This is a genomic window from Agathobacter rectalis ATCC 33656, from assembly GCF_000020605.1.
Taxonomy (GTDB): Bacteria; Bacillota; Clostridia; order Lachnospirales; family Lachnospiraceae; genus Roseburia; species Roseburia rectalis.
Genome location: NC_012781.1, coordinates 1828957 through 1845141, shown reverse-complemented (window position 1 = coordinate 1845141; position 16185 = coordinate 1828957). Strand labels below are relative to the sequence as shown.

Below are 16185 nucleotides of genomic sequence, written 5' to 3'. Positions count from 1 at the left end.
TGTATGAGATGTGCCAATTGTGGTAATGAATTGAAGGCGGGCAGTCTGTACTGTGATGTCTGTGGGCATCCGGTTCAGATAGTGCCTGATTACAACGAATTTGATGATTATCTTGATAATCTGGTTGGAAATGATGACAGGCGAACTGATGGACAAAAGACTGCAAAGCCTGTGTCTGATAGGACAATCAGGTTTGATGATCCGGTGAGGGAACAGCTTCATAGTGCCGGTCAGTGGAACGGACAAAAAACGGACAGAATGTCACAGTCTGTAAAGCAGCAAGTGAGACAGGCTCAGACAGGTGAGCAGCAGTCTCAGACGAAACAACCGTGTGAGAAGCCGCAGTCTGACGGACAGAGGGCAAAGAGAGCGCAGCAGAAGAAGATAATTATTATATCAGCTGTAGTGTGCGCTGTAGCAATTGTAATACTTATTGCAGCTATTACACGTAATGTAAGCAGATCACATGACAATTCATTTGATTATCAGGTGAAGCAGGCAAAGGCAGCTTATTCGGCGGGAAATATAAATTCCGCGGTTTCTTATTATGAGAAGGCTTTGTCGATTGATTCGGATAATACAGATGTCAGATTTGCTTTGGCTGATATATATATGTCGAAGAAGGATTATGATGCCGCTCTTGTGCTGTATCAGGAAATTATCAATATTGATCCAAAGAGCAAAGAGGCTTATAAGCAGCTTATCTCGATTTATGAATCAAAAAAGGATTATGATGCAATTGTTGCGCTGCGTGAGAGTGCTAAGGATGCATCTGTTTTAAAGCTTTTTGCGGATTATACTGTATCTAAACCGCAGTTTAGCAAGAGCAGTGGCAAGTATGGAGAGACTATGGAGCTTTCTATAGATGCAGACAGCGATACCAAAATATACTATTCATATGATTCGGATGATCCTTTGACCAGAGGAGAAAGATATTATAGCCCGATCACCCTGGACAAGGAAGGCACATATGAGATAACAGCTGTTGCGGTTGATGACAGAGGAATCAAAAGCGAGGTGGCATCTGCCAAGTATGAAATCGAGTTTGAGGCACCGGATGCACCGGAGATAGACCCTGACGGAGGTACATTTGGTGCACAGACAGACATTACAATCACAGTACCTGAAAATTGTAAGGTATACTATACCTGGGATTCGTCAGATCCGAGTGCTGCATCAACAGAGTATACAGCTCCAATACCTGTTCCTGAGGGAAATAATGTGCTTTCTGTTATTGCGATAGACCAGAATACCGGAAAGTGCAGTGATATATACAGATCAAGATTTGAATTTTATATGAATTAATAAAAAACACGCATGAGTTGATTAATCATGCGTGTTCTTTTTAATGAAATTATCTGTTATGGCTGTAAAGCCTTTATTGTATCCGGATTCTGTGTGGATGTACAGTACTCTTTGTTTGAGACAAAATCTGTGAAATACACATACTGTGATGTTACGTTTATGTTGCAAAACTCACCCTTAGCAAGCTCTTTAAAGCCGGTGCCGTCATTTTTTACAACACACAGTGCCGGATTATCACCGCCGCGCTGATAGAATATCAGACTGCCATATACATTGTAATGCTCAATATTGGCTTCCGTTAAAACTACAGGATTTGGATTGTTGATATTGACATGGACAATCGCATTGTCACGATTTACATCCATGTAGTATACATTTGTGTCATCCAGCACAACCGGCTTGTAGCAGTTGCAGTCGTAGAATAAGGCTTCACTCTGTGAAGCAGTGTCATATCTGTATAGCTGTCCGTTTTTTGGATTATTATAATAAAAATACCGGTCTGATGTGTTGCAGGTAAACAGATAGTGATTTTTTATTTTCTTTTTTTCTTCTCCATCTATTCTGATGCGGTATAGAGAGGTAGCTGTTTGTGTGTCATAGTGCAGATAATATATGTAGTTGCCTATCAGGGATGCATAGATGCATGGGTCAGGATCCAGCACGGTGGAGCCGTGGCCATTTCTTTTTATACGGCAGAGACTGTTCCTGTCATATGAAAAGAAGGTCTGACTTGTGATTTTCTGATTGTTGTTTCTTACGTAATAGACATAGTTTTTATCTGCGTTTATGTACATGGCTGTGTCATTGCTCAGTTTATGTATATTGCTGCCGTCAATATTCATGGCATACAGCCTGCCGTTGTCGTTTGTATTTGAGAAAAATACTTCACCGTCACTTTCACAGAAGAGCCCGGCATTGTACAGATTACCTGCAGTATTACCATTTACATAGGATGAATTAAGCTTTACCTTTGATACAAAATGGTATATAACAAGGCCTGTGATGCATATTAAAATTAGTGGAATAATTATTTTTAGATATTTTTTCATGTAATTCTCCCGAGGGTATTTGATATTTATGCTTAGATATTAACTAAATTATATCTATATATGATAAATCTTTCAAGGATTACTTGCCTTTCTATAAAATTTGTAATAATATTTTATTATATCTTTTTTAGGAGACAATAATGGAAGATTTAATGAAATTGAGAGAGTCTATCGATGAGATAGACAGTGAAATAGTCAGATTATATAAGGAAAGAATGGATATCTCAAATCACGTTGCCAAGTATAAGATAACCACCGGCAAAAAGGTCTTTGACAAGACGAGAGAGGATGAAAAGCTTGAGAAATTATCGTCTCTTGCAGATGATGAGTTTTTGAAGCATGGTATAGTTGAGCTTTTTGAACAGATTATGTCGACCAGTAGAAAGAAGCAGTATCAGCTTATGACTGAGCATGGCATAGTGGAGAAGGAAAACTTTACTGAGGTAGACAGCCTGGATTTTTCCAATGCACGGATTGTGTTTCAGGGAGTTGAGGGTGCATATTCACAGCTTGCCATGAAGACATACTTTGGCGAGAACTGTAATGGCTACAACGTGGATTCCTGGAAGGATGCCATGGAGGATATCAAATGCGGAAAGGCTGATTATGCAGTGCTTCCGATAGAGAATTCTTCAGCCGGTATTGTATCTGAAAACTATGATCTGCTTGTTGAATACGACAATTATATAGTTGGGGAGCAGATTATACGCATCGACCACAGTCTGATGGGACTTCCGGGTGCAAAGATTTCTGATATAAGGACTGTGTATTCACATCCACAGGCGCTTATGCAGTGCTCAGATTTTTTTGATGAGCATAAGGATATTAACCAGGTGGCTGTCAGGAATACAGCTTTTTCTGCAAAGAAGGTAAAGGATGACGGAGATATCACACAGGCTGGCATAGCTAGCCATATCTCGGCTGATATATACGGGCTTCAGGTGCTTGAGAGCCGCATACAGAACAATAAAAACAATGCAACAAGGTTTATAATTGTGTCGGCTAAAAGGGTATGCCGCAGAGATGCGGACAGGATAAGCATATGCTTTGAGACACCTCACAAGAGTGGTGCACTATATCATATGCTGGCACACTTTATATACAATGGAATCAATATGTTAAATATCCAGTCTCGTCCGATATCTGATAAGGCGTGGGAGTACAGGTTCTTTGTTGATTTTGAAGGACGTTTTACAGATACAGCGGTGCAGAATGCGTTAAGAGGCATAAGGGAAGAGGCAATTGCCCTTAAGATTCTTGGTACATATTAGATTATAGAAATTTAGATAAAAGTGTTGACAACAGAAATTGTCTGTGCTATATTCTAGTAGTTGTATGAAAACAAAGTAGAGTATCCACTCTCACCTAAGCGCAATGGCGCGACTTAGCGTTAATATTTTCAAACATTTGTGTTGAAGATTGTATAGTGGATAGTCTGCCTATCCACTATTTTTTATGGAGGTACAAGACCATTAGCGAATTAATGATTAATGAACAGATCAGAGACAGAGAAGTTCGACTGATTGGAGCGGATGGAGAGCAGTTAGGAATTGTTTCTTCAAGAGAAGCTCAAAAGATTGCAGACGAGGCAGGACTTGATTTAGTAAAGATAGCACCAAATGCAAAGCCACCTGTATGTAAGGTGATTGATTATGGTAAGTATCGTTATGAGCAGGCCCGTAAGGAAAAGGATGCAAAGAAAAAGCAGAAGACCGTTGAATTGAAAGAGATTCGTCTCTCACCTAACATTGAGGCTAACGACTTGAATACCAAGATGAATGCTGCAAAGAAATTTCTTGCAAAAGGAAATAAGGTAAAGATCACACTCAGATTCAGAGGACGTGAGATGGCTCATATGAATGCAAGCAAACATATCCTTGATGATATAGCGGAGAATCTTTCAGATGTAGCGGTAGTGGAGAAAGCACCAAAGGTTGAAGGAAGAAGCATCGGTATGGTGCTGGCAGAAAAGAGATAACAATTTAAGGAGGAACACACAATGCCAAAAATGAAAACAAGCAGAGCAGCTGCAAAACGTTTCAAAGTTACAGGAACAGGAAAGTTAAAAAGAAATAAAGCCTACAAGAGACATATCTTAACTAAGAAAACAACAAAGACAAAGAGAAATCTCAGAAAAGCAACAATGACAGATGAGACAAATGTTAAGAATATGAAGAAGATTTTACCATACATGTAATCGGTAGTATTAGTTAAGGAGGAATCAACAAATGGCAAGAGTTAAAGGCGGTTTAGGCGCTAAGAAAAGACATAACAGAACATTAAAGTTAGCAAAGGGTTATAGAGGCGCTAGATCTAAGCAGTATAGAGTAGCAAAGCAGTCAGTTATGAGAGCACTTACAAGCTCATACGCTGGACGTAAAGAGAGAAAGAGACAGTTCCGTCAGTTATGGATTGCTCGTATCAACGCAGCAGCTCGTCTCAACGGACTTTCATACAGCCAGTTCATGCACGGCTTAAAGTTAGCAAACGTTGACCTTAACCGTAAGGTATTAGCTGATATGGCTGTTACAGATGCAGCAGGATTTGCTAAATTAGTAGAGGTTGCTAAATCTAAGCTTGCTTAGTTTAGCATAAAGAGATATATGAAAAAGCTGCCGGGCTTCATGTGAAGCCCGGCAGCTTTTTTTTATTCTTGAGCTTTTTTGTATTTACTGCGATACTCCTTAGGCGAAAGGCCTTTTATTTTATGAAAGGTCTTTGAAAAATAAAGGCTGTTATCAAACCCTATAGAGCCTGCAATTGCTGTGATGGACAATGAGGAGTGTTTAAGCAGATAGCATGCCTGTTTGATTCTGAAATCGGTCAGATATTCCTTTGGCGATACACCGAGGATGCTCTGGAAGGAACGGAACAGGTGACTTCGGCTTAAGCCTATATATGATGCAATATCCTCAACGGTGATAGGGTATGAATAGTTGGCGGAGATGTATTCGATGCCCTTTTGTACATAGGAGTTTGCACTGTTTTGCGGCGGCTTTGATGTGGCGGCACTGACAAAAAGAGCGAGGGTGGTGTAGAGTCGCCCGGTCATTTCGAGTGCATTTTCAAATTCTGTGCCTCTGGCGTCGTATATATGCATGAGCTGTCTTTTGATTTCGTTTCCGTTTGATACACTGTGTATGTATGGATGCGCTTTTGTGAAATCAGTGGCTCTTAAAATGGTTGCAGCATCGCTGCCGGTAAAGCCTACCCAGGTATATTCCCAAGGATCTTGCGCATCAGCCTGATAAATCACTTCGGTATTTGGATATACGAGAAACGCATCACCGGGAGTTAATGTGTGAACACTGCCATTTACAGTGTAGCGGCCTTTACCGCTTATGATATAGTGAATCAGATAATGGTCTCTGATACCGGGGCCCCACTGATACAGGCTATCACAGCTCTGGAAGCCTACGTTATATACGGACAGAGATACAAGCTCTTTTTCTTTTACGATATAGGAATTTTTGTATTTATTATTCATATTGCCTACCTTTACAACATTTTTACATATTTCTTCTACATTTTATTCTATACAAAAATGAGCAAATGCGCTACAATAAATTTAACAAAAATGAAAAGGAGATATTTATTATGGCAATTTTAGTTACTGGTGGAGCCGGATATATCGGAAGCCACACATGTGTGGAGCTTCTTGATGCAGGCTACGATGTTGTAGTACTTGACAATCTTTCAAATTCTTCTGAGAAGTCACTTGACAGAGTTAAGGCTCTTACAGGCAAAGAAGTAAAGTTCTATAAGGGAGATATCCTTGACAGAGACATCTTAAATAAGATTTTTAAGGAAGAAAAGATAGATAGCTGTATTCACTTTGCAGGACTCAAAGCAGTAGGAGAGTCTGTGGCAAAGCCTTGGGAGTACTATAACAATAATATTGCAGGAACACTTACACTTGTTGATGTGATGAGACAGAATGGCTGCAAGAGCATCATTTTCTCTTCATCAGCTACAGTATACGGAGATCCTGCACAGATTCCTATCACAGAGGAGTGTCCAAAGGGACAGTGTACAAACCCATACGGCTGGACAAAGTCTATGCTTGAGCAGATACTTATGGACATCTATAAGGCAGATAATGAGTGGAACGTTATTCTTCTTCGTTACTTCAATCCAATCGGAGCTCATAAGAGCGGTACAATGGGTGAGAATCCAAACGGTATTCCAAACAACCTCATGCCTTATATCACACAGGTGGCAGTAGGCAAGCTCAAAGAGCTTGGAGTATTCGGAGATGACTATGATACTCCTGACGGAACAGGTGTGAGAGATTACATCCATGTAGTTGACCTTGCGGTTGGACATGTCAAGGCTTTAAAGAAAATTGAGGAGAATGCAGGTCTTTGCATCTACAATCTTGGAACAGGACACGGCTACAGTGTGCTTGATATCGTAAAGAATTTCGAGGCTGCAACAGGTGTTAAGATTCCTTATACAATAAAGCCTAGAAGACCTGGCGATATTGCTACATGCTACTGTGATCCATCAAAGGCCAAGAGAGAGCTCGGCTGGGAAGCACAGTATGGTATTAAGGAGATGTGTGCCGACTCATGGAGATGGCAGAAGAACAATCCTAACGGATATGATGATTAATTATGATTAATTTTTAATTCAGGCTTATACTTAAAATATTTATGCCTTGGAGCATTCTGTGGTAAACGGAATGCCCCAAGGCAATTTTACTTTAAGACGGAAATATTTATCATAGCGTGGATAGACACCGGACGCACCCGTAGCACCAAAATGCACCTTGCATAAGCGACTAGCGAAGCTGTTTAGATACTGTAGAATTATGCCTATGAAACACAGAAATGACTTGCCATGGAAGGCAAGTCAAGGAGAACCGCGCCATGGACGGCGCGTTTCGACGTTTTCGTCAAGCAAAGTGAGCCTGAAAAGCATAATTCGTACAGTATCTTGACAGCGTAGCGTTAGCGCATGCAAGGTGCATTTTGGTGCTACGGGTGCGTCCGGTGTCAACAACAATAAAAAAACATCGCATAAATGCGATGCTTTCGGGTTGGGCTGTATTTAATTAAATAAATATCAGTAAGCAGTCCGTACGGGAATCGAACCCGTGTTTCCGCCGTGAGAGGGCGGCGTCTTAACCGCTTGACCAACGAACCGTGTATTATACTATCATGGAGTTTCAAAAAAAGCAAGTACTTTTTTAAAAAAACTTGATTTTTTTTTCTGATAGTGCTATTATACCTATGATAACAACGTTGACTAGATTGAGAGAGGGCAAAAGTCCTCTCTCAATTCACGTTTATAAACATCAGGCAGCTATTCAGAACCACTTGGAACAATTATGAATAGTTACAAGTATAAAAAAGAGAGGTGATAAAATGTCAAAGGCAAGTGTATATGAGGCAAAGACGGAGAGCTTTATACAACCAATTCTTGACAGCATGAATTTTGAGCTTGTTGATGTCGAGTATGTTAAGGAAGGCGGTATGAACTACCTGAGAGCATATATCGATAAGGAGGGTGGCATAACTGTTGATGACTGTGAAGTGGTTGCAAGGCAGATGAATGAGATTCTCGACAGAGAGGACTATATTCCTGATTCGTACACCTTCGAGGTCAGCTCGCCGGGGCTTGGAAGACCTCTCAAGAAGGAAAAGGACTATGTGCGCAATATGAATAAGGAGATAGAGATTCGCACATACAGGGCTATCAACAAATCAAAGGAATTTTATGGTCTGCTTAAAGCCTATGATAAGGATACAGTGACAATAACCGATGAAGACGGCAATGAGACTACATTTAATAAGAGTGACATTGCGCTTATACGTCAGGCATTGGATTTTTAATTAAAGCGCACGATAACACAAATAGGAGGAAAAAATAATGAGCAATGAGTTATTAGAAGCGTTAAATATATTAGAGCAGGAGAAAAACATCAGTAAAGAAACTTTACTTGAGGCAATTGAGAACTCTCTTGTGACTGCCTGCAAGAACCATTTTGGTAAATCAGACAATGTAAAGGTAGAAATAGATCCTGAGACATGTGCTTTCTCATGCTACCAGGAGAAGACGGTTGTAGATACGGTTGAGGATCCGGTTGAGGAGATTTCCTTAGCAGATGCGCACAAGGTAAACGGTAACTATCAGCTTGGAGATATCGTGAGAGTTGAGGTTAAGTCAAAGGAATTCGGACGTATTGCTACACAGAACGCAAAGAATGTTATCCTTCAGAAAATCCGCGAGGAGGAAAGAAAGGTAATATTTGACGAGTACAACAGCAAGGAAAAGGATGTTGTGACAGGTGTTGTTCAAAGGTACATCGGAAAGAATGTCAGCATCAACTTAGGTAAGGCAGATGCACTTCTGACTGAGAGTGAGCAGATAAAGGGTGAGGTATTCAAGCCTACAGAGCGTATCAAGGTATATATCCTTGAGGTTAAGTCAACATCAAAGGGACCAAAGATTCTTGTTTCAAGAACACACCCTGAGCTTGTGAAGAGACTTTTCGAGTCAGAGGTTACAGAGGTTAAAGAGGGCATAGTTGAGATAAAGGCTATTTCACGTGAGGCCGGAAGCAGAACAAAGATTGCAGTATGGTCAAATGATCCAAACGTAGACCCTGTAGGAGCATGTGTAGGTATGAATGGTGCCAGAGTAAATGCTATCGTAAATGAGCTTCGCGGTGAGAAAATCGATATCATCACATGGGATGAGAATCCGGCAATACTTATCCAGAACGCACTTAGCCCTGCAAAGGTTATCTCTGTTATCGCAGATGCAGATGAGAAATCAGCAAAGGTTGTTGTTCCGGATTATCAGCTTTCGCTTGCAATCGGTAAGGAAGGACAGAATGCAAGACTTGCAGCAAGACTTACAGGCTTCAAGATTGATATCAAGAGCGAGACACAGGCTAGAGAGTCAGGGGACTTCATGGATTATGAGAATGACTATGAAGAGGATGATTATGATGACGATTATGATTATTCGGATGATGAGCTTGCTGAGAACGAGAGATTAGCTGATACAGAACAGGCAGATGTACAGGCAGAGGCTTTTGATACAGAGGCTGACGAGAACGAAGCAGCAGGTACAGAAAATGATGCGGCAGATAGTGGTGATGAGCAGTAATGGCAAATAAAAAGATTCCAATGCGCAAATGCGTAGGCTGTCAGGAGATGAAGGAAAAGAAGTCACTTATTCGCGTGGTAAAGACTGCGGAGGGCGACATAATTCTCGATGACACCGGCAAGAAAAACGGCAGGGGAGCTTATATATGTAAGAGCCTTGAATGCTTTAAAAAGGCTAAAAAGACAAAGGCACTTGAGCGTTCCCTTGGTGTTAGTGTATCAGAACAGGTATATGAGGAGCTTGAAAAGGAGATGAACCAAATTGACAGATAGAGTACTTTCTATGCTGGGATTAGCAGCAAAGTCAGGCAATGTGGTTAGCGGAGAGTTTTCTACAGAGAAAGCTGTAAAGACAGGAAAGGCATTTTTAGTGATAGTTGCAGATGATTCATCAGACAACACAAAGAAGCATTTTTCGGATATGACTGCTTTCTATGAGGTTCCGATTTATTTTTATAGTGACAAGGTGGGGTTAGGGAATGCAATAGGCAAAGAGTTTCGCGCTTCCCTTGCAGTAACGGATGAAAACCTTGCAAATGCAGTGATAAAAAAGCTGCAGTCGAATAAAACTGAATAATGGAGGAAAATAGATATATGGCAAAAATGAGAGTTCATGAACTTGCAAAAGAATTAAATATAAAGTCGCAGGAAGTCATAGACACATTAAACGGCACACAGTTTGCTGTCAAAAATGTGCAGAGCGGTCTTGAGGATGAGGCACAGCAAATTGTACGAAAGAAGTACGCGAAAACAGAAGTAAAAAAAGATGCACCTAAGAAGGAAGAACCTAAAAAGGAAGAACCTAAAAAGGATGAGGCTAAGGCAGCCGACAGACCAAAGAAAAAGGCAAGCATCACAGCAGTTTTCAATGCCCAGTACAGTAAGCAGGGTAGGAAAACAAATGGTGGAAACGGCAGCGGAAATAATGGAAATAACAGTTCGCAGCGCAGAAATGGCAATGGCAGACGCGATAATCAGTCATCACGTCCTGAGCAGCACAGCATTATTAAGCCAAGACCTGTCGGAGAGAGAGCTATGCGCCCTATAAGTGAGCGTACAGCGGATCCGTATGCAGATATGAAGGTAACCAATTCGCGTCCGGCACGTCAGGCTGACGCTGATAGAAGAAGCGACAGACGTCAGGACAATGGCGACAGAATCAACAACAGAAACACTGACAGAAATGCCGACAGAAGCAGAAATACGGACAGAAACAGCGATAGAAGAACAAACAATCGCGACAACAATAACCGAGATAACAGCAGAGACAATAATAGAGACAATAACCGAGGCTTCAGAAATGACGCCAGACGTCCTGCAGAGGGTGGCAGAAGCTTTGACAGAAATAATGATAGAAGCAGAAGCAATGACAGAAGCAGGAGCAATGATAGAAATAACGATAGAACAGGCAGCAGAGGTGATGACAGAAATCGTTTCAGAAAAGAAACAGTTGCAGTTGCAGCTCCTGATGATGTAAGAGGAAAGGAGAGCCGCGACAGAGGCAACGATAGAAAGAATAAGCATAATCACAATCAGAGCCAGAAGCAGGATAAGCTCGGAAAGAAGCAGGAGAATTACATCAATCTCGAGAAGCACGGCGGTAAGAAAAAGCCACAGCAGCCGAAGGCACAGCCAAAAGAGGATGAGAACGAGATTAAGACAATTTCTCTTCCGGAGAAGATTACAATAAGGGATTTAGCTGATAAGATGAAGGTTCAGCCTTCAGCCATTGTAAAGAAGCTTTTCATGAAGGGCGAGATGGTAACAGTTAACTCTGAAGTTGATTTTGCAGCCGCTGAGGAGATTGCTTTAGAGTTCAATTTCATATGTGAGGAAGAGGAGAAGGTCGATGTGATTGCAGAGCTTCTCAAGGAGGATGAAGAGGATGAGAGCAAGATGGTTCCTCGTCCACCTGTAGTCTGCGTAATGGGTCACGTAGATCATGGTAAGACATCACTGCTTGATGCCATCAGACAGACACGTGTTACAGACCGTGAGGCAGGTGGTATTACACAGCACATTGGTGCATCTGTTGTATCAATCAATGGCCAGAACATCACATTCCTTGATACACCGGGACATGAGGCATTTACAGCAATGCGTATGCGTGGTGCAAACTCTACTGATATCGCAATCCTTGTTGTTGCTGCAGATGATGGTGTAATGCCGCAGACTGTTGAGGCAATAAACCATGCAAAGGCAGCAGGTGTTGAGATTATCGTTGCAGTCAACAAGATAGATAAGCCAAGTGCCAATATCGACAAGGTTAAGCAGGAGCTCTCAGAGTATGAGCTTATCCCGGAGGATTGGGGCGGAAGCACAATATTCTGTCCTGTATCTGCACATACTAAGGAGGGTATCGACAATCTCCTTGAGATGATTCTTCTCACAGCAGAGGTGCTCGAGCTCAAGGCTAATCCTGATAGAAACGCAAGAGGTCTCGTAATTGAAGCACAGCTTGATAAAGGCCGTGGTGCGGTTGCCACAGTGCTTGTACAAAAAGGAACACTCCATGTCGGAGATCCTATCGCATGTGGAAGCAGCTATGGTAAGGTAAGAGCCATGATTGATGACAAGGGCCGCAGAGTAAAGGAGGCTAAGCCTTCTACGCCTGTAGAGATACTTGGACTCAACAGTGTGCCTTCAGCAGGTGAGACATTTGTGGCATGTGATTCAGAGAAGGAGGCAAAGGCATTCTCTGACACATATATTTCAGAGGAGAAGAATAAGCTCATCGAGGATACAAAGGCAAAGATGTCACTTGATGATCTGTTCTCACAGATTCAGTCCGGCAATATGAAGGAGCTTGATATCATCGTAAAGGCAGATGTACAGGGTTCAGTTGAGGCTGTTAAGCAGAGTCTTGTCAAGCTTTCAAATGAGGAGGTTGTGGTCAAAGTCATCCATGGCGGCGTTGGTGCCATCAACGAGTCAGATGTTATCCTTGCATCAGCATCAAATGCAATCATCATTGGCTTTAACGTCAGACCGGATCCTGTTGCCAAGGCTACAGCAGACCGTGAGGGCGTAGATATCAGACTTTACAAGGTCATCTACAATGCAATCGAGGATGTATCTGCGGCCATGAAGGGTATGCTTGATCCTGTATTTGAGGAGAAGGTTATCGGACATGCGGAAATCAGACAGATTTTCAAGGCTTCAGGCGTTGGAAACATTGCAGGTTCATATGTGCTTGACGGATTTATGGAGAGAGGCTGCCGTGTCAGAATTAGCAGAGAGGGTGAGCAGATATTCGAGGGAGACCTTGCTTCACTCAAGAGATTCAAGGATGACGTCAAGGAGGTCAAGACAGGCTATGAGTGTGGTCTTGTATTTGACGGATTTAATGATATTCAGGAATTCGATATAGTTGAAGCTTACAAGATGGTAGAGGTTCCGAGATAATCATATATTGGTTATCTTGAATTAATGCAGCTATTCGGATAGTTACGGTTTAATATAAAAAGAAAGCGGGATTATATGAGAAAGAACAGCATAAAAAATATTCGTATCAACGAAGAGGTAATGCGTGAACTGTCAAATATCATACGCGGTGAGATAAAGGATCCGCGTATCAATCCCATGACAAGTGTTGTTGCTGTCGAGGTGGCACCTGATTTAAAGACAGCAAAGGCTTATATCAGTGTGCTTGGTGACAAGAAATCACAGGCTGATACACTTGCAGGACTTAAGTCAGCGGAGGGATATATACGCAGAACTCTCGCAAAGAACATCAATTTAAGAAATACACCTGCCATTACATTTATCATAGACCAGTCTATAGAGTATGGTGTTGAGATGTCTAAAAAGATTGATGAAGTAACAAAAAATCTCAAAGAGGATTAACAAAGAGGATTGATTATGACAGAGATTGATTCTAATTTAAAGGATGCACAATCAGTTGCTGTTTCCGGTCATGTGAGACCGGATGGCGACTGTGTCGGCTCAACACTTGCTGTATACAACTACATAAAGGATTATTATCCTGATATAAAGGCAAGGCTTTATTTAGAGCCAAGCCCAAACATCTTTAAGTTCATGCAAAGAGCAGATGAGATTGACAGCAGCTATGCGGATGATACAGTATACGATCTGTTCATAGCATGTGACTGCAGTGACACAGGCAGACTGGGAAGTGCAGCTAAGTATTTTGAGTCTGCAAAAAGGACACTTTGCATAGATCATCATGTTACAAACGGGGCCTTTGCAGACACAAATTACATCTTTCCGGATGCGAGCTCAACCTGTGAGCTTGTGTTTGAGCTTCTGCCGAAGGAGCGCATCACAATACAGATAGCAGAGTGTATTTACACAGGCATGGTGCATGATACAGGTGTGTTCCAGTATTCATGCACTTCAAAAAAGACTATGGATATAGCAGGCTCCCTGATGGAGATGGGCATTGATTATTCAAGGATAATCGATGATACATTTTATACAAAGACATTTGCTCAGAACAAGATTATGGGGCAGGCACTTTTGAATGCTGCTTTGTATCTGAATGGTGATGTTATATTGTCTGCAGTATCGCGCGCTGAGATGGAGAAGTACGATGTGCTTCCAAAGCATCTCGACGGTATTGTAAATCAGCTGCGCGTGACAAAGGATATAAAGGTTGCTGTATTTCTCTACGAAAATGAGGATGGTACCTACAAGGGCAGCCTGCGCGTAAACGGTGATTACGATGTGGCAAAGGTTGCGTCGGTATTTGGCGGCGGTGGACATGTAAAGGCTGCCGGATTTACGATTGAAGGACCGCTTGAGGTGGCAACAGACCGCATCCTTACGGCAATTAAGGATAATATTTAGGGAGAGATTCTTGGGCAGATGGTTAATGGAATAATCAATGTATACAAGGAAAAGGGCTATACAAGCTTTGACGTTGTGGCAAAGCTTCGAGGCATATTCCACCAGAAGAAGATTGGTCATACGGGTACACTTGATCCTGATGCACAGGGCGTCCTTCCTGTCTGCCTTGGAAAGGCAACCAGAGTGTGTGACCTTTTGACAGATAAGGACAAGGTCTATAAAGCTGTGCTGCTTTTAGGACAGGAGACAGATACACAGGATATTTCAGGGCAGGTCTTAAATCAGGCTAAGGTCAATGTGACTGAGCAGGCGGTGTATGATGCAATATCACAGTTTATTGGCAGACAAAAGCAGGTGCCGCCAATGTATTCGGCTCTAAAGGTCAATGGGAAAAAGCTCTATGAGCTTGCCAGGGAGGGCAAGGTTATAGAGAGAAAAGCCCGGGATATCGAGGTGTTTGATATCAAGGTTGAAAGCATTGATTTACCGGAGGTTACGATGACGGTGCACTGTTCAAAGGGCACATATATCAGGACGCTGTGCAATGACATCGGAGAGAGGCTGGGCTGCCATGGCTGCATGAAGTCACTGCTTAGAGTAAGGGTAGCAGGCTTTGACTTAGAGCATGCACTTACACTTTCGCAGATTCAGTCAAAGGTGGATGAAGGCTGCTTTGATATGGTGATGCCTGTTGACGGAGTATTCGAAAATCTGCCGGCAGTGCATACTGCTTCAGATGCTGATAAGCTTGTCAGAAATGGAAATAAAATTCCGGCAGTGCTTACGGATTATTTAAAACACAGTGCTGACTCTGATATAAGATACAGAGTATACAATCATGAGGGCATATTTGTCGGTGTGTATTCGTATCTTGATGAGACCGGTGAGTTTAAGCCGGTTAAGATTTTTATGGAATAGAATAGTATACAGATATTATGGAATATATAAGCAAAACTCTGGATTTTCATGTCAAGGAGCCGTCCGTCATCTCGTTTGGAAAGTTTGACGGGCTTCACCGAGGACATGAATTTCTGATGGAAAAGCAAATTGAACAGAGCAATCTGCATGGCTACAAGCGCATCATATTTACATTTGACATTCCTCCCAAATCGGAGGTACTTGGCGTTGAGTCAAAGGTTATAATCACAAACGATGAAAAAGAGTATGTGTTTGAAAAATCAGGTATTGACTATCTGATAGAGTGTCCGTTTGTGCCACAGGTGATGACGATGGAGGCGGATGCGTTTGTCAGATGGATAGTTAAAAGTCTTAATGTCAAGTGTATCATTGTCGGAGATGATTTCCGTTTCGGGCACAACAGGGCAGGAGACCATCGGCTGCTTTCTGCGATGGCAGGAGAGCTTGGATACGAGCTTATTGTGGTGGACAAGATAAAGGATGGAGACAGGGATATAAGCAGTACCTATATCCGCGAGGAGATTGCGGCAGGACATATTAAAAAGGCGAATGAACTGCTGGGATATCCCTTTTTCATAAAAGGAAGAGTAGTGCATGGCAGAGCACTGGGCAGGACTATTGGCATTCCGACAGTCAACCTTTCAGTGCCGCACGATAAGCTGCTTCCACCAAAGGGAGTGTATATGTCAAGAGTTCTTGTCAGGGACAACTGGTACCTTGGTGTAACCAATATAGGATGCAAGCCTACTATAGAGGGCAAAAATCCAATCGGTGCAGAGACATATATCATAGATTTTGGGCAGGATGTTTACGGACAGGATATCATGGTAGAGCTTCATAAGTTCGTAAGACCTGAGATGAAGTTTGATTCAATAGAAGCGTTAAAGAGCCAGATGAGTGCAGATATCAATTATACAATCAATTATGCAGGCAGTCACACATTCTAGTGTGGCTGTTTTTTTGCGAAATTACCCAAAATAACGAAA

Annotated in this window: 17 protein-coding genes and 1 tRNA gene; 15 read left to right on the top strand and 3 right to left on the bottom strand. The window is 42.0% G+C overall.

Annotation, left to right across the window (positions count from 1 at the left end):
- The first annotated feature begins 3 nt into the window (after window positions 1–3).
- Complete coding sequence (locus tag EUBREC_RS08830; protein ID WP_012742795.1) at window positions 4–1305, top strand: chitobiase/beta-hexosaminidase C-terminal domain-containing protein; 1302 nt, start codon at window positions 4–6, stop codon at window positions 1303–1305.
- A gap of 56 nt (window positions 1306–1361) precedes the next feature.
- On the opposite strand, the gene EUBREC_RS08825 is transcribed toward EUBREC_RS08830, so the two are convergent.
- Window positions 1362–2354 (bottom strand): DUF5050 domain-containing protein, encoded by a 993-nt coding sequence (locus EUBREC_RS08825; protein ID WP_012742794.1) that lies wholly within the window; start codon window positions 2352–2354, stop codon window positions 1362–1364.
- Between the two features lie 140 nt (window positions 2355–2494).
- On the opposite strand from EUBREC_RS08825, the gene EUBREC_RS08820 reads away from it, so the two are divergent.
- From EUBREC_RS08820 to rplT, 4 genes are all read left to right on the top strand, one after another.
- On the top strand, window positions 2495–3625 hold the full coding sequence (locus tag EUBREC_RS08820) for a bifunctional chorismate mutase/prephenate dehydratase (RefSeq protein WP_012742793.1): 1131 nt from the start codon (window positions 2495–2497) through the stop codon (window positions 3623–3625).
- A 212-nt stretch (window positions 3626–3837) separates the two neighbouring features.
- On the top strand, window positions 3838–4332 hold the full coding sequence (gene infC, locus EUBREC_RS08815; protein ID WP_012742792.1) for a translation initiation factor IF-3: 495 nt from the start codon (window positions 3838–3840) through the stop codon (window positions 4330–4332).
- Between the two features lie 21 nt (window positions 4333–4353).
- Window positions 4354–4551 carry a 50S ribosomal protein L35 gene (rpmI, locus tag EUBREC_RS08810; RefSeq protein WP_012742791.1) on the top strand — a complete coding sequence of 66 codons (198 nt, stop codon included), beginning with the start codon at window positions 4354–4356 and terminating at the stop codon, window positions 4549–4551.
- A 31-nt stretch (window positions 4552–4582) separates the two neighbouring features.
- A complete protein-coding gene (rplT, locus tag EUBREC_RS08805; RefSeq protein ID WP_012742790.1) occupies window positions 4583–4939 on the top strand; it encodes a 50S ribosomal protein L20 in 357 nt (118 codons plus the stop codon).
- A 62-nt stretch (window positions 4940–5001) separates the two neighbouring features.
- Here rplT and EUBREC_RS08800 read toward each other — a convergent pair whose 3' ends face one another.
- Window positions 5002–5841, bottom strand: coding sequence for an AraC family transcriptional regulator (locus tag EUBREC_RS08800; protein ID WP_012742789.1), 840 nt, complete (start codon window positions 5839–5841; stop codon window positions 5002–5004).
- A gap of 110 nt (window positions 5842–5951) precedes the next feature.
- On the opposite strand from EUBREC_RS08800, the gene galE reads away from it, so the two are divergent.
- Window positions 5952–6968: a UDP-glucose 4-epimerase GalE gene (gene galE, locus EUBREC_RS08795; RefSeq protein ID WP_015516548.1), complete on the top strand. Its 1017-nt coding sequence runs from the start codon at window positions 5952–5954 to the stop codon at window positions 6966–6968.
- A 461-nt stretch (window positions 6969–7429) separates the two neighbouring features.
- On the opposite strand, the gene EUBREC_RS08790 is transcribed toward galE, so the two are convergent.
- A tRNA-Glu gene (locus EUBREC_RS08790) sits at window positions 7430–7501 on the bottom strand.
- Window positions 7502–7723: 222 nt separating this feature from the next.
- Here EUBREC_RS08790 and rimP point away from each other — a divergent pair.
- The 9 genes from rimP to EUBREC_RS08745 all read left to right on the top strand — a co-directional run bounded on the left by rimP (window position 7724) and on the right by EUBREC_RS08745 (window position 16146).
- Window positions 7724–8191 (top strand): ribosome maturation factor RimP, encoded by a 468-nt coding sequence (gene rimP / locus EUBREC_RS08785; RefSeq protein ID WP_012742787.1) that lies wholly within the window; start codon window positions 7724–7726, stop codon window positions 8189–8191.
- Between the two features lie 37 nt (window positions 8192–8228).
- Window positions 8229–9473, top strand: coding sequence for a transcription termination factor NusA (gene nusA, locus EUBREC_RS08780; RefSeq protein WP_012742786.1), 1245 nt, complete (start codon window positions 8229–8231; stop codon window positions 9471–9473).
- Complete coding sequence (gene rnpM / locus EUBREC_RS08775; protein ID WP_012742785.1) at window positions 9473–9745, top strand: RNase P modulator RnpM; 273 nt, start codon at window positions 9473–9475, stop codon at window positions 9743–9745. The genes nusA and rnpM overlap by 1 nt, the downstream gene beginning before the upstream one ends.
- A gap of 10 nt (window positions 9746–9755) precedes the next feature.
- Entirely contained in the window at window positions 9756–10049 is a 294-nt protein-coding gene (locus tag EUBREC_RS08770; RefSeq protein WP_012742784.1) for a L7Ae/L30e/S12e/Gadd45 family ribosomal protein, read from the top strand.
- Window positions 10050–10066: 17 nt separating this feature from the next.
- Entirely contained in the window at window positions 10067–12877 is a 2811-nt protein-coding gene (gene infB, locus EUBREC_RS08765) for a translation initiation factor IF-2 (RefSeq protein ID WP_015516547.1), read from the top strand.
- Window positions 12878–12952: 75 nt separating this feature from the next.
- Window positions 12953–13318, top strand: coding sequence for a 30S ribosome-binding factor RbfA (rbfA, locus tag EUBREC_RS08760; protein WP_012742782.1), 366 nt, complete (start codon window positions 12953–12955; stop codon window positions 13316–13318).
- A 15-nt stretch (window positions 13319–13333) separates the two neighbouring features.
- Window positions 13334–14281 (top strand): DHH family phosphoesterase, encoded by a 948-nt coding sequence (locus EUBREC_RS08755; protein WP_012742781.1) that lies wholly within the window; start codon window positions 13334–13336, stop codon window positions 14279–14281.
- Window positions 14282–14299: 18 nt separating this feature from the next.
- Entirely contained in the window at window positions 14300–15199 is a 900-nt protein-coding gene (gene truB, locus EUBREC_RS08750) for a tRNA pseudouridine(55) synthase TruB (protein ID WP_012742780.1), read from the top strand.
- 17 nt (window positions 15200–15216) lie between these two features.
- Window positions 15217–16146 carry a bifunctional riboflavin kinase/FAD synthetase gene (locus EUBREC_RS08745; protein WP_012742779.1) on the top strand — a complete coding sequence of 310 codons (930 nt, stop codon included), beginning with the start codon at window positions 15217–15219 and terminating at the stop codon, window positions 16144–16146.
- The last annotated feature ends 39 nt before the right edge of the window (window positions 16147–16185 follow it).